Annotated in this window: 18 protein-coding genes; 17 read left to right on the top strand and 1 reads right to left on the bottom strand. The window is 32.6% G+C overall.

The features are described from left to right. Positions 1 to 66 precede the first annotated feature (66 nt). A complete protein-coding gene (locus C7954_RS07550; protein WP_134059301.1) occupies positions 67 to 1716 on the bottom strand; it encodes a sigma-54-dependent Fis family transcriptional regulator in 1650 nt (549 codons plus the stop codon). Positions 1717 to 2184: 468 nt separating this feature from the next. On the opposite strand from C7954_RS07550, the gene C7954_RS07545 reads away from it, so the two are divergent. From C7954_RS07545 to C7954_RS07465, 17 genes are all read left to right on the top strand, one after another. Beyond that, positions 2185 to 3171, top strand: a complete 987-nt coding sequence (locus C7954_RS07545; protein WP_089717579.1) for a thiamine pyrophosphate-dependent dehydrogenase E1 component subunit alpha — start codon at positions 2185 to 2187, stop codon at positions 3169 to 3171. After that, positions 3171 to 4145: an alpha-ketoacid dehydrogenase subunit beta gene (locus C7954_RS07540; protein WP_089717577.1), complete on the top strand. Its 975-nt coding sequence runs from the start codon at positions 3171 to 3173 to the stop codon at positions 4143 to 4145. The genes C7954_RS07545 and C7954_RS07540 overlap by 1 nt, the downstream gene beginning before the upstream one ends. Before the next feature lies 1 nt (position 4146). Beyond that, the gene (locus tag C7954_RS07535) at positions 4147 to 5163 is read left to right on the top strand and encodes an ATP-NAD kinase family protein (RefSeq protein WP_166667695.1); all 1017 of its coding nucleotides are present in this window, start codon (positions 4147 to 4149) and stop codon (positions 5161 to 5163) included. Next, on the top strand, positions 5164 to 5874 hold the full coding sequence (locus C7954_RS07530) for a class I SAM-dependent methyltransferase (protein WP_089717573.1): 711 nt from the start codon (positions 5164 to 5166) through the stop codon (positions 5872 to 5874). It abuts the gene before it with no gap. Continuing rightward, on the top strand, positions 5874 to 7028 hold the full coding sequence (locus C7954_RS07525; RefSeq protein ID WP_089717571.1) for a dihydrolipoamide acetyltransferase family protein: 1155 nt from the start codon (positions 5874 to 5876) through the stop codon (positions 7026 to 7028). Before C7954_RS07530 ends, C7954_RS07525 begins: the two co-directional genes overlap by 1 nt. Before the next feature lie 149 nt (positions 7029 to 7177). Continuing rightward, entirely contained in the window at positions 7178 to 8581 is a 1404-nt protein-coding gene (lpdA, locus tag C7954_RS07520; RefSeq protein WP_134059298.1) for a dihydrolipoyl dehydrogenase, read from the top strand. Between the two features lie 73 nt (positions 8582 to 8654). Then, on the top strand, positions 8655 to 9314 hold the full coding sequence (gene lipB, locus C7954_RS07515) for a lipoyl(octanoyl) transferase LipB (RefSeq protein WP_073159891.1): 660 nt from the start codon (positions 8655 to 8657) through the stop codon (positions 9312 to 9314). Further along, a complete protein-coding gene (gene lipA / locus C7954_RS07510; RefSeq protein ID WP_073159889.1) occupies positions 9304 to 10152 on the top strand; it encodes a lipoyl synthase in 849 nt (282 codons plus the stop codon). Before lipB ends, lipA begins: the two co-directional genes overlap by 11 nt. Positions 10153 to 10189: 37 nt before the next feature. After that, complete coding sequence (locus C7954_RS07505; protein ID WP_089655123.1) at positions 10190 to 10633, top strand: NUDIX domain-containing protein; 444 nt, start codon at positions 10190 to 10192, stop codon at positions 10631 to 10633. Positions 10634 to 10975: 342 nt separating this feature from the next. Next, the gene (locus C7954_RS07500; protein WP_089717565.1) at positions 10976 to 11443 is read left to right on the top strand and encodes a CtsR family transcriptional regulator; all 468 of its coding nucleotides are present in this window, start codon (positions 10976 to 10978) and stop codon (positions 11441 to 11443) included. Positions 11444 to 11445: 2 nt separating this feature from the next. Then, on the top strand, positions 11446 to 11979 hold the full coding sequence (locus C7954_RS07495) for a UvrB/UvrC motif-containing protein (RefSeq protein ID WP_089717563.1): 534 nt from the start codon (positions 11446 to 11448) through the stop codon (positions 11977 to 11979). Further along, a complete protein-coding gene (locus C7954_RS07490) occupies positions 11966 to 13009 on the top strand; it encodes a protein arginine kinase (protein ID WP_234971172.1) in 1044 nt (347 codons plus the stop codon). Before C7954_RS07495 ends, C7954_RS07490 begins: the two co-directional genes overlap by 14 nt. Positions 13010 to 13014: 5 nt before the next feature. After that, complete coding sequence (locus tag C7954_RS07485) at positions 13015 to 15435, top strand: ATP-dependent Clp protease ATP-binding subunit (RefSeq protein WP_073159880.1); 2421 nt, start codon at positions 13015 to 13017, stop codon at positions 15433 to 15435. A 98-nt stretch (positions 15436 to 15533) separates the two neighbouring features. Then, positions 15534 to 16904: a DNA repair protein RadA gene (gene radA / locus C7954_RS07480; protein ID WP_134059295.1), complete on the top strand. Its 1371-nt coding sequence runs from the start codon at positions 15534 to 15536 to the stop codon at positions 16902 to 16904. A gap of 30 nt (positions 16905 to 16934) precedes the next feature. Further along, the gene (disA, locus tag C7954_RS07475; protein ID WP_073159876.1) at positions 16935 to 18014 is read left to right on the top strand and encodes a DNA integrity scanning diadenylate cyclase DisA; all 1080 of its coding nucleotides are present in this window, start codon (positions 16935 to 16937) and stop codon (positions 18012 to 18014) included. A 117-nt stretch (positions 18015 to 18131) separates the two neighbouring features. Then, on the top strand, positions 18132 to 18632 hold the full coding sequence (locus C7954_RS07470; protein ID WP_073159874.1) for a CarD family transcriptional regulator: 501 nt from the start codon (positions 18132 to 18134) through the stop codon (positions 18630 to 18632). A gap of 32 nt (positions 18633 to 18664) precedes the next feature. Continuing rightward, positions 18665 to 19747, top strand: a complete 1083-nt coding sequence (locus tag C7954_RS07465; protein ID WP_073159872.1) for a PIN/TRAM domain-containing protein — start codon at positions 18665 to 18667, stop codon at positions 19745 to 19747. Positions 19748 to 19756: the final 9 nt, after the last annotated feature.

The raw sequence follows: 19756 nt of genomic DNA, 5'->3' as shown, positions 1-19756 counted from the left end.
GAAGATTAAAAGGATTTTTAGCTGCTCGAGAAAAACTAATTCAACTATTTGAAGAAAGATATTAATTTATTTACACAAAATACTTGACGTTACCTTTTGATTGCTCTTCTGATTTAAAATAAATATGAAATGTTCAACTAATTTTTCAATATCATCAAGCCTTTTACTTAAAACAGGCATTTTTATTTTCACAGTGTTTAATCTGAAGAAAAGATCTTTTCTAAAATTACCTTTCCTAACTTCTTCTTCTAAATCTTTATTAGTTGAAGCCAATATTCTTACATCAATAGGTATCGGTTCTAAACCACCTATTCTATTAATTTCTTTTTCCTGCAGTACTCTTAAGAGACTTGCCTGCATATTTAATGGCATTTCTCCAATTTCATCTAAAAGCAGTGTGCCTCCAGAAGCAAGCTCGAATTTACCTGGTCTTCCCTTTTTTCTTGCTCCAGTAAAACTACCTCCCTCATAACCAAATAATTCACTTTCTAATAAATTTTGAGGAATTGCGGCACAATTTATACTTAAAAAGACTCTTTCTCTGCGCAAACTTTCATTATGAATTGCCTGAGCCATCATTTCTTTTCCTGTTCCACTTTCTCCTTCAATTAAAACTGTAGCATCACTTTTGCTTATTCTTCTACCAAGGTCTTTCACTTTTTTTAAATATCTATTTTCTCCAATAATATCTCCAAAACAAAATCTTGCTTCAGAACCTGCCATTCTGTTTACCATTTTTTTTACCGCTTTCATTTTTCTTAGAATGATAATATAACCATCTGCAATACCAGTCTTATTTAAAAGAATTCTCGCCGAAGCATTTAAATATAGTCTTTCTTTATTCCTATAAACTGAAATATCTTCATCATTAAAAGGCTGATGATTAGAGAGCATTTTTTCTACTGTTGGTTGTTCACCAATTACATCCTTAATATCCTTTTCTTTGGCAGATTCTCTATCAATTTCAAACATTTTTGATGCTGCTTTATTAATCCAAATAACCTTTCCGAATTTATCTATAGAAATTATACCTTCTGACATAGAATTAAATACAGCTGAAGAAAATTTATTTGCGATGCGAAGTTCTTTGTTTTTTTCAATCAATGAAATCTGATTTTCAACAGATTTTGCAGCAGCTACAACCATGCCTAAAGTATGAGGGTGGGCTCTTTTAAAAGGGCCAGACATATCTAATATACCGATCAATTCTCCCTCAGGGTTATGAATAGGTGCAGCAGAACAGGTCCAGGTATGATGTTGTTTGCAGTAATGTTCACAGCCATTAACCTGCAGAGGTTTATCTATTTCTATTGCTGAGCCAATGGCATTTGTCCCTACTTTTTCTTCAGACCAGTAAGAACCTGGAATAAATTTTAGTTGATTAGCATTATTCATTATCTTTTCATCACCGAGAGTCTCTAAAATCAAGCCTTTTGCATTAGTCAAAACTACAACAATATGTGAATCTTTTACTAATTCAGCAAGCTCTTTCATAAAAGGTTCAGCTGTTTCAATAAGCTGTTTATTCTGTTTTTTTATTCTATCCAATTTATTATCAGGAACAAGATCTCCTTTACCCATGTAGGGATCAACATTATATTCTTTACATCTCTGCCAGGACTTAATAATCATGTCTCTAACATTGTTTTTATCTATATCATTATCTTTGACAAACTTCTCCCATTCATTTTTAACAGCTTTATTTTCAATTAGCAATTATCTCACCTCATAAATAATTAAATTATTTTTCGCAATTTTCTATATATTATTATTTTAACACAATAAACTGAAATTTTCTATAAAAATATCATATAATATTTATAAATGTATCATTTTAGAACAGTTATATAACTGTTCTAAAATGATACATTTATTCTTTGAACACTGTTATAGCATAATATTAGAGTAGTGGTAAGAATTTAAATGTGTCATAATAAAACAAAAAATAAATATCTCACAAAAATAATGGTAAAAATTACTATTATTATTTTGCAACAATTTTTTTATGATTACTGATATACTGGCATTTAAAAATTATTTTAATTATTTTTTATATTTTTTGTTCTTTTGGTATTATAAATGCATTTTAAATATTATGAAAGCTTAAATTTTTTTTAATTAAAACACAGAGAGGGGTGAGTTTTTCCACTTCAGTTTTTAAAAATTCTATAAGGAGGGATACAATTGAAGGAAAGTAATGAAGAATTAGTTGGATTATTAGAAAAAATGTTAGTTATTCGTGAATTTGAGACAACTGTACAGAAGCATTTTGCAGAAGGTGAAATTCCAGGTTTTGTACACTTATATCTCGGTGAAGAAGCTGTTGGTGTTGGAGCATGTAGTGCTTTAAAAGAAGAAGACTATATAACAAGTACTCACCGTGGACACGGTCACTTATTAGCTAGAGGTGGAGACATCAAGAAAACTATGGCAGAAATCTTTGGTAAAGCTACTGGCTATAACAAAGGTAAAGGTGGCTCAATGCACATTGCTGATGTGAGTCTTGGTATTTTAGGTGCTAATGGTATTGTTGGTGCTGGTCTTCCAATAGCTGCAGGTTCAGGCATTTCAGCCCAGATTCTTGGAAAAGAATCAGTTACAATCTGTTTCTTTGGTGATGGAGCTTCAAATAGAGGTACTTTCCATGAAGCAATAAATTTAGCTTCAGTCTGGAATCTTCCTGTTGTTTTTGTTTGTGAAAATAATATGTATGGTATTTCAATGCCGCAGTATCGAGCAGATGGTAGAAAAGGTCAAAACATAAAAGATGTATCCGATCGTGCTGTTGCTTATGGTATTTCTGGTGTTACAGTTGATGGTAATGATGTAATGGCAGTTAGAGAAGCGGTCATTGAAGCAGTTAAAAAAGCTAGAGCTAATGGAGGCCCCAGTCTTGTAGAATGTAAAACATATAGATGGAGAGGTCACTTTGAAGGAGACCCAACTGTATATAGACCAGATGAAGAATTAGAACAGTGGAAGAAAAAAGATCCAATAGATAGATTTGTTAAAGTTCTTAAAGATCAAGAAATACTCGATGATGAAGGTTATAAGGAATTAAGAGATAAGGTTAAAGGGCAGATTGATGAAGCACTCCAGTTTGTACAGGACAGCCCTGAACCAGATGTTTCAGAAGTCACAACAGATGTTTATTATGGGGGTGCTGAATAATGAAAAAATTAAGTTATGCTGAAGCTTTAAGATTAGCAATGGAAGAAGAAATGAATAGAGATAGCTCAGTATTTGTTATGGGAGAAGATGTTGGTGTATTTGGAGGTTGTTTTGGTGTTACTGGTGATTTAGTAGAAAAATTTGGAGAAGATAGAGTAAGAGATACACCTATCACTGAAACTGCAATTGTTGGTAGTGCTGTTGGTGCGGCAATGACAGGAAGCCGTCCAGTTGCAGAAATAATGTTTGCTGGTTTCTTAGGTGTAGCAATGGATGAAATTTTTAACCAGGCAGCAAAAATGTGTTATATGACTGGTGGACAGGCCCATGTACCTATGGTACTTAGAATTCCTGATGGAGCCGGTATTGGTGCTGCAGCACAGCACTCGGAAAGAACAGAAGCCTGGGTTACACATGTACCTGGTCTAAAAGTTGTTTATCCATCTAATCCAGCTGATGCGAAAGGACTTTTGAAAGCTGCAATACGTGATGAAGATCCAGTTATGTTCTTTGAGCATAAAATTCTTTATAATCACGTAGGGGATGTTCCAGAAGAAGATGACTATATAGTTCCACTTGGCAAAGGTGAAATTAAAAGAGAAGGTAGTGACGTAACAATTGTAGCTACTGGTATTGAGGTAAGTCATGCTCTTGAAGCAGCCGAACAGTTAGCTGAAGAAGGAATAGATGTAGAAGTAATTGATCCAAGAACCTTAGTTCCTTTAGATATTGATATGATTATGAAATCTGTAGAGAAAACTGGTAAACTTCTGATTGCTTCTGAAGAAACTAAAAGAGGTTCATTTGCTTCAGAAATAGCAGCAGAAGTTGCAGAAGGAGGATTATTTTATTTAGAACAGCCAATCAAAAGGGTCTGTGCTCCAGATGCACCAGTACCTTTCAGCAGTGTACTAGAACAGGCATATCTACCTAATCCTAAAAAAATTGCTGATGCTGTTAGAGAGATGTTTTAATTTGGCTGAAGATATCAAATCAGTTGGAATCATTGCTAATCCAGCCTCCGGAAGAGATATCCGGAGGTTGGTAGCACATGGTTCTGTTTTTGATAATGCAGAAAAAGTTAATATTGTTAGGCGTATACTGCTGGCTTTAAATACTCTTAATCTGGACAGAGTCTATATCATGCCCGATTCATTTGGAATAGGTAATGAAGCAGTAAATGGACTCTGGGGTGAAGAAAAAGAAAACTTTAAATTGGATGTGGAGATTTTAGGAATGACAGTTACAGGTACTGCAGAAGACTCTTTTAATGCAGCTGTTTTAATGGAAGAAAAAAATGTAGATATTATTATTGTTTTAGGAGGAGATGGAACAAATAGAGTGGTAGTAAAAGCTCTAACAAATACACCAATTTTATCTCTTTCAACAGGAACAAATAATGTTTTTCCGATCATGGCCGAGAGCACGATGTTAGGTCTTGCAGCAGGATTATTTACTAAATTTAGTAATGAAGAAAAAGAAAAGGTTACAGAACCTATTAAATGTATATATGTTATCAAAGATGGAAAAATTGAGGACTTAGCTTTAATAGATGCTGTTGTTGTCAATGAATCATATATAGGAAGTAGAGCCCTCTGGCATACAGATTTACTTGAAGAGATATTTGTTACAAGAAGTACATCTTATGATATCGGTATGGTATCAATACCCGGGCGCTTAACAGAGGTAAAAGTAAATGAAGATGGTGGGGTATTCTTAAAAGTCGGAGAACCGAATCAGAAAGTTAGAGCTGCAATTGCACCGGGTGTAATTAGAGAGATTGGGGTAGAAGATTGGAGAAAGGTAGAACAGGAAGAGATAGTAGAATTACCAGTTAAAAAAAGAATAATTGCTTTAGATGGAGAAAGAGAACTGATAATCAAAAAAGATGAGAAGGTAACAATGCAGTTAAGCCATGCTGATGCCCGTTTTTTAGATTACAAGCAGGCACTAAAACTTGCTGACAGCAAAAAAATGCTGGAGGTGTTGTAATTGGATTTAGATAAATTATCCGAAAAATATGCTGACTGGTACCAAACTGCTCGAGGCAGCTATGTGGGCGAAAATGAGTATAGTTGTTTATCAGACCATATTGGTGATACCAGTGGGAAAAAGATAATTGAAGTAGGCTGTGGAACAGGATTCTTTCTAAGAAAATTTTCTGTTAATACAGAAGAAACTGTAGGATTTGATATCACAGAAGGTATGCTTGAAGCCGGAAAGAAAATAGCTGCTGAAAAGGAATTGGATATTGATTTTATTCAAGGTGATGTACTGGATGGATTGCCTTTTGATGATAATTATTTTGATATAGTTTATTCAAATTCTATGTTAGAATTTTTTGAACCTGGTGAAGAAGTTGATAAAGTACTTAATGAAATGTGGAGAATACTTACTCCCGGTGGGAAAATGGTAATCGGTGTTTTAAACAGTAAAAGTACATGGGCATATAAAAGAATTGCAGAAGCTCTTGAAAAAGATTCAATTTTTTCTCAGGGTAAATTTTACAGCTGGGAAGAGATAGAAGATTTATTAAGTGATTTTGGAAAATATAAAATAGAATCAACACTTTTTGTTCCTCCATATTTTAGAGAAAAAAAAGATTTCGACTGGTTTAAAGATTTAGAACATGAATTTAAAAAGCGTTTTCCAAAAAGAGGAGCACTGATTGTTGGAAGTGTTGAAAAAGAGGAGGAGAATTAATGGCAAACGTACTACTAATGCCAAAATTAGGATTAACAATGGAAAAGGGAACAATCATTGAATGGTATATAGGTGAAGGTGATTCATTTGAGCAGGGTGATATAATTTATTCTGTTGAAACAGAAAAACTAACTAATGATGTAGAAGCTACTACATCTGGTGAAATACTGGAGATTTTAGTTAATGAAGGAGAAACAGTAAAGGTTAAAACTCCAGTAGCTAAATTAGTCGGTTATGAAGAAGGTGATGCTGAAATAAAAGCAGCAGCTGAAGAAGAAAAAGAAGAAAAAGAAGAAACTAAGCCAAAAGCTCCAGCAAAAAAGAAAAAACCTTCTTCTGGAAAAGTAATGGCTGCACCAAAAACTAGAAAATTTGCTGCTGATAATGATATAGACTTAAATGATGTTGCAGCATTTGCAGGCAAAGATACTATTAGTGTTTCTGATATAGAAGAATATCTTGAAAAAGGAGAAACTGCTCCAGCTGAGAAAAAAGGAAGTTCATCAATGCGCAAAATAATTGGAGAAAGATTAACAGAAAGCTGGAAAGCACCTCATATTTATTTAAAAAAAGAAGCAAATGCAGATGCATTAATTAATCTTAAAGAAACATTTAAAGCTAGAGATAATAATGTGTCTTTAAATGATATTATATCATTTATTACAGCAAGAGCTATTAAAAGCTATAAAAAAATTAATTCTATAGAAAAAAATTCAGGAGAATTTGAAGTGGCTGAAAATATTAATCTAGGTCTGGCTGTGGCTGTTGAAGATGGTTTATTAGTACCTGTAGTAGAACAGGCAGATACTTTAAGCTTAGAGGAACTGGCAGTAAAAAGTAAAGATTTAATCTCAAGAACAAAGGAAAACAAGTTAAGTCCTGATGAAATGCAGGGTGGAACATTTACAATTACAAATCTGGGCATGTTTGGGATTGATGAATTTACTGCTATTCTAAATCCTCCCCAGTCTGCAATTTTAGCAGTTGGAACAATAAAAGAAAAATTATATCTGAATTCAGATAATAAGGTTAATAGTAAAAAAGTTGTGAACCTCACTCTTGGAGTTGATCACAGAGCAATTGATGGAGCAACAGCAGCTAAATTTGTGCAGATACTGGCAGATTATATAGAAAACCCATATTTATGTTTTTGAATTAGTATGAGTTTAATGATATATTAAACCTGCAGTTAATCCAAAAAAAGTGCCTCACCTCTAGATTAATAAGTGAGGCATTATTTTTAAAAGAACTGGAATTATATATTATAGTTTTTTAGGAAAATAATATTATAGGAGTTGAAAAAATGGGTGAGAATAAATATCAAATTGCAATAATTGGTAGTGGACCAGGAGGTTATGTTGCAGCTTTAAGAGCTGGATATTATGGCAAAAAAACGGTATTGATAGAAAAAGAAATGCTGGGAGGAACCTGTTTAAATTGGGGATGTATACCTACTAAAGCTTTTGTACGCTCAGCTGAGCTTTTTTCAGACATAAAAAATGCTAAAAGTTTTGGTCTTGAAGTAGAAAATGCAGAAGTTAATTTTCCTGCTGTAGTTAAAAGAAAAGATCAAATAGTAAAGAGGCTTGTTGGTGGAATAGATTATTTACTTAAACAAAATAATGTAGTAAAATTAGAGGGTAGGGCTTCATTTATTGATTCCAAAAAACTTAAAATTGAAAATGAAGATAAAACAGAAGAAATAGAAGCAGAAAATATCATCATAGCAACAGGATCTAAAGCTGCTGAATTACCAATTCCTGGGGCAGATTTGGATGGTATTCTAGACAGCAGAGAAGTTTTAGATTTAAAAGAACTACCTGAATCAATGGTAATTATAGGTGGTGGAATTATCGGTATGGAATTTGCTTTTATCTTCAGCAGCTTTGGAGTAGAGGTAACTGTAGTTGAATATTTAGAGCAGCTGGTTAGTGGAGTTGATTCTGAGATTGCTAAGGAATTATTACGTTCAGCTAAGCGCCGAAAAATTAATGTTAAAACTTCTTCTGAAGTTAAAGAAATAAAAAATTCTTCTGATGGTTATGAAGTAATATATTTAAATAAAGATAAGGAGAAATCTGTTAAAGCTGAAAAAATATTAATGGCTGTAGGAAGAAAACCTTATCATCAAGGTTTAAATTTAGAAAATGCTGGAGTTGAAATTACTGAGAGGCGTAAGGCGGTTAAAGTAAATAAAAAAATGCAGACTAATGTTGATGGAATTTATGCTGTAGGAGATGTAACAGATAAAGTTCTCTTGGCCCATGTTGCTTCACATCAGGGAGTAATAGCTGTAGAAAATATTATGGGAAAAGATAAGAAAATGAGCTATCATGCAGTTCCCGGCGCAATCTTTAGCTCTCCTGAAATTGGGACAGTAGGTTTAAGTGAAGATGAGGCTAAAGAACAGGGTATAGATTATAAAGTGGGGAGTTTTCCTTTTGCTGCTAATGGTAAAGTACTGGCCATGGGTGAAAGAAACGGTAAGGTTAAGATTATTGCTGAAAAAGGAAGTAATAAAATTATTGGAGCAGCAGTAATAGGTCTTGCAGCCAGTGATTTAATTGCCGAATTAACTCTGGCAGTAAATCTTGGTTTAACTGCTGATCAGCTTGCAGAAACTATTCACGCCCACCCGACAACAGCTGAAACAATACATGAAGCTGCATTAGATTTAACCAGCTCTGCTATTCATTTCAGCAGCTGATAAAAAAGTCTATAAAATTTCAAAGTGATCAAAATTGATTTTAAATAATATGTATCTGAAAAGAGGGTAAACTATGGCGGCCAAACTGGATATTATTAGATATGATAGTATAGATTATAAAAAAGCTTATCAGCTGCAGTTAGAATTGCGTGATAAAAGATTAAAAAATGCAATAAATGATACCCTGCTTTTAGTCGAACATCCACCTGTTTTAACAATTGGCACCAGCGGCTCAAGAGATAATCTGGTTGTAAGTAGTGATTATCTCAGCCAAAAAGGGATTGAAGTCATTGAAAGCAATAGAGGTGGAGATATTACCTATCACGGCCCCGGACAGATTGTCGGCTATCCAATTTTAAACCTTAAAGAACATAAGCAGGATTTGCACTGGCTTCTCAGATCTTATGAGGAAGTTTTTATCAGATTTCTAAAAGACTATAATATTGAAGCTCAAAGGATCAGTGGTTTAACAGGAGTCTGGGTTGGAAACGAAAAGATTACCGCTATTGGAGTGGGAGTAAGGCGCTGGATAACTTATCATGGTTTTGCCTTTAATATTAATCCTAATTTAGAGCATTTTTCTTATATAATTCCCTGTGGTATTAAAGATAAAGGAGTAACTTCTTTAAAAAAACTGCTGGGATATGAAATAGAAAAAGAAGAAGTGGCAGAAAAAATAATTAAGTATTTTGCTGAAGTTTTTGAAATCGAGGTGTTAAATCATGAAAAGTAAATTTCCTGAATGGCTTAAGAGGAGACTTCCAGCCCAGGATAAATGGATGCAGGTTGAAGAAGTTTTAAAAGATTTAAATTTAAATACAGTCTGCCAGAGTGCAAAGTGTCCGAATCAGGGAGAATGCTTTGTCAATAATACTGCAACATTTATGATCTTGGGTAAAAACTGTACTAGAAATTGTCGTTTTTGTGCAGTTAATTCAAGCAGACCGGAAAAGGTAGATCCTCAGGAACCAATTAATGTTGCTGAAGCTGTAAAAAAACTCAATTTAAGATATGTAGTAATTACATCAGTAACTAGAGATGATCTTAAAGAAGGAGGGGTAAATCAATTTATAGAGGTTGTTAAAGAAATAAATATGATATCAGCAGAAATAAAAATTGAACTATTAACACCTGATTTTCAGGGTGAAATAGAGATTTTAAAAAAATTGGCAGCAGCTGATTTTGAAGTATTTAATCATAATATAGAAACAGTTCCCCGTCTTTACGGTAGTGTCCGACCAGAAGCAGATTATAAGCAGTCATTATTTGTGCTCGATAAAATGAAATTTCTTAAGGCTGAGCTTTATACAAAATCGGGTATAATGGTAGGTTTGGGTGAGAAAAAGGAAGAAGTAATTGAGGTAATGAAAGATTTAAGAAAAAAAGATGTTGACATACTTACTATTGGACAGTATCTTAGTCCATCCAAACTTCATCTTGAAGTCAAAGAATTTATTACTCCTGAATTATTTGCAGAATATAAAACTATAGGAGAGTCTTTGGGCTTTAAATCTGTAGTATCTGAGCCTTTTGCAAGAAGTTCATATCATGCTGCAGAAAGTTTAGCATAAGCTGTAAAGTGCATTTTCAAAGAATGGAGATGGAATTATGAAATATCCCGAGACAGTTGTTGGAGCAGTAATTTTTAATCCTGAAAACAAAGTTTTAATTTGTCGTTCTACAAAGTGGAATTCTAAATACATAATTCCAGGTGGACATATTGAATCAGGAGAGAAAATGGAAGAGGCATTAGTTAGAGAGGTTAAAGAAGAAACAGGCCTTGAAATATATGATATTGAGTTATTAAGTCTTAAAGAAAGTATTTATGATAAAAGTTTTGGCAGGCAAAAGCATTTTATTTTTATTGATTATATCTGTAAAACGGATTTCTATGAGGTTAAGTTAAATGATGAAGCTGATGTTTATGAATGGATTTCTTTAAAAGAACTAGATGATTATGATCTTGAGGATTTTGTAAAAAATTTACTGGAAGAACTTAGAGACAAAAATGAATTGAAATATAAAACTGAAATATTTTATAAAAATATTTAAAAAAATCAAGTTCTATTTTTAGCAAAAATACTTGCTTAAAATAGAAAAATACTTATAATTATAATTAGGATTAGGATAATCTTTGTCCAACCCCCAAAAAATAAGGAGCATATACTATGGACAAAGATATTAAAGAAACCACAATTAATCAACAAATTAGACACACAGTGTTATATCAAAAGATCATTAATGATCTTTAACGCTGAAAGTTGAGAATATAATTATTTAATGCATTCACTTTAGGTGAATGTTTTTTTGTGTCATAATTTACTTGCAATTTTGTGTAAATATTAGTATTATAATGTTAAAGGTCAAAATAAGTCAAAGTTAGGAGGGGAGAGTATGTCCAGTTTGTCTGATCAAATAGAAAGGTATTTAAGGAGACAGATTTCTAAATACCAAGGCAAGGTAAAGATTAAAAGAAATCAATTAGCTGAAAATTTTGATTGTGCTCCTTCCCAAATAAATTATGTTTTAGATACAAGGTTTACTGTAGAAAAAGGTTATGTTGTCGAAAGCCAGCGAGGTGGAGGTGGCTTCATCAGAATAATTAGGGTGAGTCTTGATTCTGATAAAGAAGTTATTCAAAAAGTAATTAATAAATTAGATCATACTGTGACTCAAAGGGAAGCACATGGGATTATTAAAAGATTATATGATAATGAACTGATTTCTGAAAGAGAATCTTATTTAATGGAAAGAGCAGTTCATCGAAATGTTTTAAATATTTCTCTGCCGGAGCGTGACTATTTAAGAGCAAGAATATTAAAAAATATGTTAGAAGTTATTTTTAAAGTTAAGGAGGACTAGAAATGATCTGTGAAAGATGTGGAAAAAAAGAAGCATCAGTCCATTTAACTAGAATTATAAATGGGGAGAAAGAGGAAATTCATTTGTGTGAAGAGTGTGCACGAAAAAGCAGTAAATTCAATCCCGATGATAACTTAAGTTTTCAAAGTTTGTTATCAGGAATTTTAAATCAAAATTTTTCTGATAAAAACTCTCCAACACTCAATAATAGTCAATCAAAGAATCTAGTCTGTAAAAATTGTGGTTTGAGCTACCGGGAGTTTACTGAGAAAGGTTTTTTTGGCTGTCAAAAATGCTATCAAACTTTTGCAGATAAGCTAAGTCCTCTTTTAAAAAGAATTCATGGTAATATTCAACACACTGGAAAACAGCCTGAATCTTTTTTGCAAAAATCAGAAATAGAATCTGAAATTACAAAACTCAAAGAAGAAATGCAAAAAGCTGTTGAGCAGGAAAACTTTGAACATGCTGCCGAAATTAGAGATAAAATCCATGCTGTTAAAGAAGACATGGAGGCAGATAATGATGAAAAATAATGTTATCAATGACTGGCAAATAAAAAATGGAAAAGAAAAAGATGTTGTTCTAAGTTCTAGAATTCGATTAGCCAGAAATTTAAAAGAATATAAATTTCCTAACAGAAGCAATTTTCAAGAAAAAAATAAGTTGATTAATAACTTAAAAGATAAACTATGTTTTTTAACTGATCAAAGTTATGATTTTTATTTAATGAATAATTTAAGTGTTGTAGAAAGAAACGTTTTACATGAAGAATATCTTATTAGTAATAATCATGTTCAAAATCCTGAAGCTAAGGCATTGTTTTTAAATAATAAGAATAACATCTCAATAATGATTAATGAAGAGGATCATTTGAGGATTCAAATTTTGAAACCTGGTTTTGAATTTAATAATATCTGGGATGAAATAAATCATCTTGATGATCAGTTGGAAGAAAAATTAGAATATGCTTTTTCAAAAAAATGGGGTTATTTAACCAGCTGTCCAACAAATGTAGGAACTGCATTAAGAGCTTCAGTAATGTGCCATTTACCTGCATTAGTTTTGAGTGGGAGAATTGATAATATTTTAGGAGCTGTAGGAAAACTTGGTCTAACAGTAAGAGGAGTTTCTGGTGAGGGAAGCAATAGTGTAGCTGAGCTTTTTCAGATTTCAAATCAAATAACCTTGGGATTTACTGAAGTAGAAATTATGGAGAAATTAGAAAGCGTTATAAAACAAATAATAACTGAAGAGCGAAAAAGCAGAAAATATTTGCTTAGAAATAATTTCTTAAATTTAAAAGATAATGTTCTAAGATCATTAGGAGTTTTAAAATATGCTTATTCTTTGGATGAATCTGAGGCATTGAAATATTTATCAATAATTAAATTTGGTCAGGATACAAATTTAATTGAGGAAAAACTTGATCATAATCTCTTTTCTAAACTGCTGTTTAGAATAAAAAAAGCACATCTTTTATACAATTCTGAAAAGGAACTAGAATCAAAAGATTTAAATATAAAAAGAGCTAAAATTATTAGAAATGAATTAAATAGGGAGTGAAAATAATGTTTGCAAAATTTACTGAAAGAGCTAGGAAGGTATTAAGCATTGCTGAACAAGAAGCTTTGAAACTCAAACACAGCTATGTTGGAACAGAGCATATACTCTATGGTTTGATTGCTGAAGGTCAGGGAATAGCTGCTCGTTCATTGATTGATAATGGTATTAGTAAAGAAGTAATTGAAAGTAAAATCATAGATATGATTGGTGAAGGTCAAAACGAAGTAAAAGGTTCTATTGGATTAACACCAAGAAGTAAAAAGGTATTAAATTTAGCTATGGATGAAGCTAGAAAAATGGGTCATAATTATATAGGAACAGAACATCTTCTGCTGGGATTGATTAGAGAAGGAGAAGGTGTTGCAGTTAGAATTTTGATGGACTTAAATAGCGATATTAGCAATATTAAAGAAGAAGTTATTGATTTGCTTGGAGGGAAAAGTTCTATTAAGAAAAAATCTAAATCTTCAAGTAGAAAAACTAAAAATTTAGATGAATATAGTCGTGATTTAACTGAAATGGCACGCGAAAATAAGTTAGACCCTGTTATTGGACGTGACAAAGAAATTAATAGGGTGATTCAGGTTTTAAGCCGCAGAACTAAAAATAATCCAGTTTTAATAGGGGAACCAGGTGTTGGTAAAACAGCAATTATTGAAGGATTAGCACAAATGATAATAAGTGAGAATGTACCTGAATTATTATTAAACAAAAGAGTTGTTTCACTTGATTTAAGTTCTTTAGTAGCTGGTTCAAAATATAGGGGAGAATTTGAACAGCGTTTAAAAGCTGTAATAAATGAAATTATTGAAAGTGGAGATATCATATTATTTATAGATGAAATGCATACTCTGGTTGGAGCTGGTGCTGCTGAAGGTGCAATAGATGCAGCTAATATTTTAAAGCCCGCTCTTGCAAGAGGAGAACTGCAGGCAATTGGAGCTACTACATTAGATGAATATCGAAAATATATAGAAAAAGATGCAGCTTTGGAGAGACGCTTTCAATCAGTTCTTGTAGAAGAAAATTCAACAGAAGAAGCTATTGATATTCTAAAGGGCTTACGAGATCCTTATGAAGCACATCATAAGGTTAAAATTACTGATCAGGCAATTGAAGATGCTGTTGTATTATCCCATAGATATATTTCAGATCGATTTTTACCTGATAAAGCAATTGATTTAATTGATGAGGCAGCATCTAAAGTTAGATTGAGCAATAGTACAAGGCCGCCTGAATTTAAAGAGTTAAGTCAAAAATTAGAAGAAGCTGAAAAAGAAAAAGAAGCAGCTGTTAAAAATCAGGAATTTGAAAAAGCAGCTAGAATGAGAGATCGAGAAAAATCACTTAAAAAAGAATTGGAAGAATTGAAAAATAATTGGGAAGACGAAAAGGGAAAAGCTGAAGCGGTTGTTACTACTGAAGATATAGCAGAAATTGTTTCCAGCTGGACTGGAATTCCAGTGACTAAATTGGAAGAAGCAGAAACTGAGAGACTGCTTCGTTTGGAAGAAGAACTTCATAAACGTGTAATTGGCCAGGATGAAGCAATTAACGCAGTTGCTGAAGCTGTTAGAAGAGCTAGAGCTGGACTTAAAGATCCTAAACGTCCAATAGGTTCTTTTATTTTCTTAGGACCTACTGGTGTTGGTAAAACAGAACTAGCTAAAACTCTTGCTGAAACAATGTTTAATGATGAAGATGCAATGATTAGAGTTGATATGTCAGAGTATATGGAAAAACACTCAGTTTCTAGATTAGTAGGGTCTCCTCCAGGCTATGTGGGCCATGATGAAGGTGGGCAGTTAACTGAGCCAGTTCGCAGAAGACCATATTCTGTAATTTTATTTGATGAAATTGAAAAAGCACATCCTGATGTATTTAATGTACTGCTCCAAATTTTAGAAGATGGTGTACTAACTGATACTCATGGTCGTAAAGTTGATTTCAAAAATACTATTGTGATTATGACTTCTAATGTAGGAGCTGACTTTATTGAAAAACAATCTCAGCTTGGATTTAAAACAGATAATGATGAGAAAGCAAACTATGATAAGATGAAGGATAATGTTATGTCTCAGCTTCGTAAAACATTTAGACCTGAATTTTTAAATCGACTTGACGAAATTATTGTATTCCACTCTTTAAATAAAGAGCATATCAAGAAAATTGTAGATTTAATGCTTGATGATTTAAGAGAAAGATTAAACGAAAAAGATATTGAATTGGAAATGTCTGAATCTGCAAAAACCAAATTAGCTGAAGATGGTTATGATTCTGAGTTTGGAGCTCGACCGCTTCGAAGAACAATTCAACGTCAAATTGAAAATCCATTATCAATAAAAATATTGGATCATGAATTTGAAGAAAAGAAAAAAATAACAGTAGATGTTAAAGACAATGAATTTGATTTTATAGTTAGCTAAGGTAATATTAGTAAATTAGCCTCTCTTGTAAAATGCTGTAAAAAATGATATAATTAGAAATAAATATAAGTAAATTTTACAAGTAGGAGCTATTGATAATGGCAAAAGCAAAAAAGTATTATCTATGTCAGGAATGCGGTTATAAATCTGTTAATTGGATGGGAAAATGTTCTAACTGTGGTTCCTGGGATAGTTTTGAAGAAATTATTGAAGATAAATCAACAAATAATAAAAACAAATATGATTTAGATAGAGAAGGTAAAGAACCTCAGCCGATTACTAAAATTTCTTCGGTTAAGCGTCAGCGTCTTCAAACAAATATAACTGAACTTGACCGAGTGCTCGGTGGGGGTATTGTTTCTGGATCTCTAATCTTACTTGGTGGAGCCCCTGGTATCGGTAAATCAACATTGATACTTCAGGTGGCTTCTCTTTTTAGTAAAAAATATGGGAAAACTCTGTATCTTTCAGGTGAAGAATCAGCTTCCCAAATCAAAATGAGAGCTGAAAGATTAGATTGCATGGAAGAAAATCTTAATATTTTAGACGAAAGAGATTATATGGTTTTAGAAAATCATATTTCTAAAAATCAAGGTTATTCACTAATTGTTGTAGATTCAATTCAGACTGTTCACATTCCTGAGTTAGATGCTGCTCCAGGTAATTTAACTCAAATCAAGGAAGTAACTAATCGCTTGGTGAAACTGGCTAAAACAACAGGAATACCAGTTGTTTTAATTGGCCATGTAACCAAAGAGGGAGAGCTAGCTGGCCCAAGAGTTTTGGAACATTTAGTCGATACAGTACTGCAGTTTGAAGGCGATAATTACCATATGTATAGAATGCTGCGGGCTAAGAAAAACCGTTTTGGTTCAACTAATGAAATTGGTGTTTTTGAAATGAAAGAAAAAGGTATAGAAGAAGTAGCAAATCCGTCTAGTTTTTTTATTAATGAAAGATCAGGCGACGTGTCAGGTTCAGTAATAACTCCAGCTTTAGAAGGAAGTCGTGTTCTTTTAGTAGAAGTGCAATCATTGGTAACAGATGCTGCCTTTCCTTCACCACAGAGGCTGGCTAAGGGTGTTGATTATAAGAGACTCTCACTTCTTTTAGCTGTTTTAGAAAAGCGTTTAGGAGCAAATTTTAAAGAGTTTGATGTTAATTTAAACATTACCGGTGGAATTAGTGTAGAGGAACCTGGACTTGATTTAGCTATTATAGCAGCAGTTATCTCAAGCTATAAGGATATTTCATTAGATAATGACTTAGCGGTAATTGGTGAAGTTGGGCTGGGTGGAGAAGTCAGAGCAGTTGGTCAAATAGATAAGCGGATTAATGAATTGAAAAAATTATCATTTAAAAAAATTGTTATACCAGCTTCAAATGCTAAAAATATTGCCTTTGATCCAGAGATAAAGATTGATGCAGTTAAGAATATAGCTGAATTTGTAAAAATCATTTTAAACTAATTAGTAAATTATGAGGAAAGAGGTGAAGCAGTGGAAGAAATTGATGAAAAACTTATGGATATTCTAAAAGTTTTAGCTCCGGGCACAGTATTTAGAGACGGACTTGAAAATATTTTAAGAGCCCAAACCGGAGGTTTAATTGTTGTTAGCGATAAAGAAGAAGTTTTGGATTTAGTTAATGATGGTTTTCAAATTGAAACTTCTCTTTCACCTGCACGGTTATATGAACTTGCAAAAATGGATGGAGCAATTGTTTTAGATCAGGATGCTGAAAATATTTTATTTGCAAACGCCCAATTAATTCCTGATCCTACAGTTGAATCTACTGAAACTGGAACAAGACATAAAACTGCAGAAAGAGTGGCCCGACAAACCGGAGAACTAGTAATTGCTATTTCTCAACGAAGGTCTATCATTACTATTTATAAGGGTGAGTCTAAACATATTTTAGAAGACATAAGAGTGGTTTTAGTTAAAGCTAATCAAGCAATTCAAACACTTGAAAAATATAGATCAGTTTTTGATCAAGCTCTTACAAATTTAAGTGCTTTAGAGTTTGAAGATTTAGTAACATTATCAGATGTTGTTACTGTGATTCAAAGGACTGAAATGGTTTTAAAAATCCAACGAGAAATAGAAAAATATATTTCGGAATTAGGGTCTGAAGGTAGATTGATTAAAATGCAGTTGGAAGAACTTGTGAATAATGTTAAAGAAGAAGGAATTTTACTTATTGAAGATTATATTTCAGATGAACTAGAAGAAGATATTTCTGATCCTGAAAAAGTATTAGAGGATTTAACTGACTGGTCTTCTGATGAGATATTAACTTTAAATACTATCAGCAAGGCTCTTGGTTATAGCGGTAGTCTAAATGCTTTAGATGAAACAGTTTCACCACGTGGTTATCGAATTATGCGGAAAATACCAAGACTTCCGATGCCTGTTATTGAAAATTTAGTTGAACATTTTGAAAATCTTCAGGCCATTATAAGAGCTTCAGTTGATGAATTGGATGATGTTGATGGTATTGGAGAAGTAAGAGCTCAGGCTATTAAGGATGGATTGAGGCGTCTTCGAGATCAGGTTTTACTTGATAGACATATTTAATACACTTCGTTATAAGATAAGCTTAATCTGAAAAGTCTGCAAATTGACTGCAGCTTTTTAAAATGGTATAATTATAAGGTGGATTTTTATTGCTTTCATAAAAGAGGAGTGGATAAGATGTATAAAATTGGTGATAAAGTCGTTTATCCTAATCATGGTGCAGGAACCATTGTTGGTATTGAGACTAAGACTATTTTAGATGAAAAAAAAGAATACTATATTATGAAACTTCCCATTGGGGAAATGAAAGTTATGATTCCTGTTGATAAAATTGATAAAATTGGAATTCGTGATGTTATTTCTGAAGAAAAAGCAGATGAAGTTTTTGAATTATTAAATGGCGAAAAAAGTAAAATGTCACAAAATTGGAATCGCCGTTTTAGAGCTAATCAGGAAAAACTAAAAACTGGGGATATTTTTGAAGTAGCAGAGGTTGTAAGAAATTTAAGTATTAGAGATAGAGAAAAGGGTCTTTCAACAGGTGAAAAAAAGATGTTGAGTAATGCCAGACAAATTTTAATTAGTGAGTTGGTACTGGCAAAAGATATGGATGAAGAAAGCATTTCAAAAAAAATGGATGACTTGTTTACACTTGATGAAGAGGATCGCGAATCCTAATTTAAGATGTTCTTTGGAAGGGGGTGAGAATAATGCTGAAGAAAATAATGCGTTTAATTTTTGGAGTTTTTGGCGGTGTTATCGCCTATAATATAATTGATATTTTTGGCTTAGCAAGTGATTATTCATTTAGCTGGCAAAATGTTGGGAAATTCTTTTTGACTACCCAGTTTTATGCTATATTATTAGGAGCATTATTAGGTTATTTCCTTATTTTTTATGCTTTAAATAAACTTTTGGAATTTATTATGGGGTTTGAATTAAAGTTTAAAGAACTTAGTTGGAAAAAAATCGTGATAGCAATAACTGGTCTGATAATTGGTTTAATAACTGGTGCTATTATAAATTTCATATTTTCTATTCCTAAAATACCTCGAATTGGAATGCCCCTACAAATTTTTGTTAATATCACTTTTATTTATATGGGATTTGCTCTTGCTGTTCACAAAGCAAAGGATATAGAGTCTTTTTTATTTTCTAGAAAAAAAAATACAGAGGAATGTCCTCAAGATAAAACTGGTAGTGATAAGATTTTAGATACCAGTGTTATTATCGACGGGCGTATTTTTGATATCTGCAAAACCGGATTTATAGAAGGTAATTTTATTATTCCTGAATTTGTTTTAGAAGAATTACAGCATATTGCAGATTCAGCGGATGATTTAAAAAGAAATCGCGGTCGTCGAGGCCTCGATATTTTAAGACAAATGCAAAATGATTCTGAAATACAGGTAGAAATAATTGATCATGATTTTGAGGAAATTTCAGAAGTTGATAGTAAACTTGTAAAGCTGGCCCAGTTGAGTTCAGCTAAAGTTTTAACTAATGATTACAATTTGAATAAAGTTGCTGAACTGCAGGGTGTTAATGTTTTAAATATTAATGAACTTGCCAATGCTGTTAAACCGGTTGTACTTCCAGGTGAAGAAATGGATGTTAAAGTAATTAAAGAGGGTAAGGAAAATGGGCAGGGTGTTGCTTACCTTGATGATGGGACTATGATTGTTATCGAGGAAGGAATTAAATATTTAGGAGATGATATTTCTGTCCTTGTAACAAGTATCTTGCAGACTGCTGCTGGGCGAATGATATTTGCTAGACCTAAAAGTAATTAAAGGATGATT

The organism is Halanaerobium congolense, from assembly GCF_004366375.1.
Classification (GTDB): Bacteria; Bacillota; Halanaerobiia; order Halanaerobiales; family Halanaerobiaceae; genus Halanaerobium; species Halanaerobium congolense.
The sequence above is the reverse complement of the archived record's forward strand: the minus strand, read 5'-3'. Positions and strand labels throughout refer to the sequence as shown.

Excerpts from the sequence above, each read along its gene's own strand:
- lipB (WP_073159891.1), top strand. The coding sequence starts at position 8,655 with ATGGCGGCCAAACTGGATATTATTAGATATGATAGTATAGATTATAAA.
- radA (WP_134059295.1), top strand. The coding sequence starts at position 15,534 with ATGGCAAAAGCAAAAAAGTATTATCTATGTCAGGAATGCGGTTATAAA.
- C7954_RS07465 (WP_073159872.1), top strand. The coding sequence starts at position 18,665 with ATGCTGAAGAAAATAATGCGTTTAATTTTTGGAGTTTTTGGCGGTGTT.
- C7954_RS07495 (WP_089717563.1), top strand. The coding sequence starts at position 11,446 with ATGATCTGTGAAAGATGTGGAAAAAAAGAAGCATCAGTCCATTTAACT.
- lpdA (WP_134059298.1), top strand. The coding sequence starts at position 7,178 with ATGGGTGAGAATAAATATCAAATTGCAATAATTGGTAGTGGACCAGGA.
- C7954_RS07490 (WP_234971172.1), top strand. The coding sequence starts at position 11,966 with ATGATGAAAAATAATGTTATCAATGACTGGCAAATAAAAAATGGAAAA.
- C7954_RS07500 (WP_089717565.1), top strand. The coding sequence starts at position 10,976 with ATGTCCAGTTTGTCTGATCAAATAGAAAGGTATTTAAGGAGACAGATT.
- C7954_RS07525 (WP_089717571.1), top strand. The coding sequence starts at position 5,874 with ATGGCAAACGTACTACTAATGCCAAAATTAGGATTAACAATGGAAAAG.
- C7954_RS07485 (WP_073159880.1), top strand. The coding sequence starts at position 13,015 with ATGTTTGCAAAATTTACTGAAAGAGCTAGGAAGGTATTAAGCATTGCT.
- C7954_RS07470 (WP_073159874.1), top strand. The coding sequence starts at position 18,132 with ATGTATAAAATTGGTGATAAAGTCGTTTATCCTAATCATGGTGCAGGA.
- C7954_RS07540 (WP_089717577.1), top strand. The coding sequence starts at position 3,171 with ATGAAAAAATTAAGTTATGCTGAAGCTTTAAGATTAGCAATGGAAGAA.
- lipA (WP_073159889.1), top strand. The coding sequence starts at position 9,304 with ATGAAAAGTAAATTTCCTGAATGGCTTAAGAGGAGACTTCCAGCCCAG.
- C7954_RS07505 (WP_089655123.1), top strand. The coding sequence starts at position 10,190 with ATGAAATATCCCGAGACAGTTGTTGGAGCAGTAATTTTTAATCCTGAA.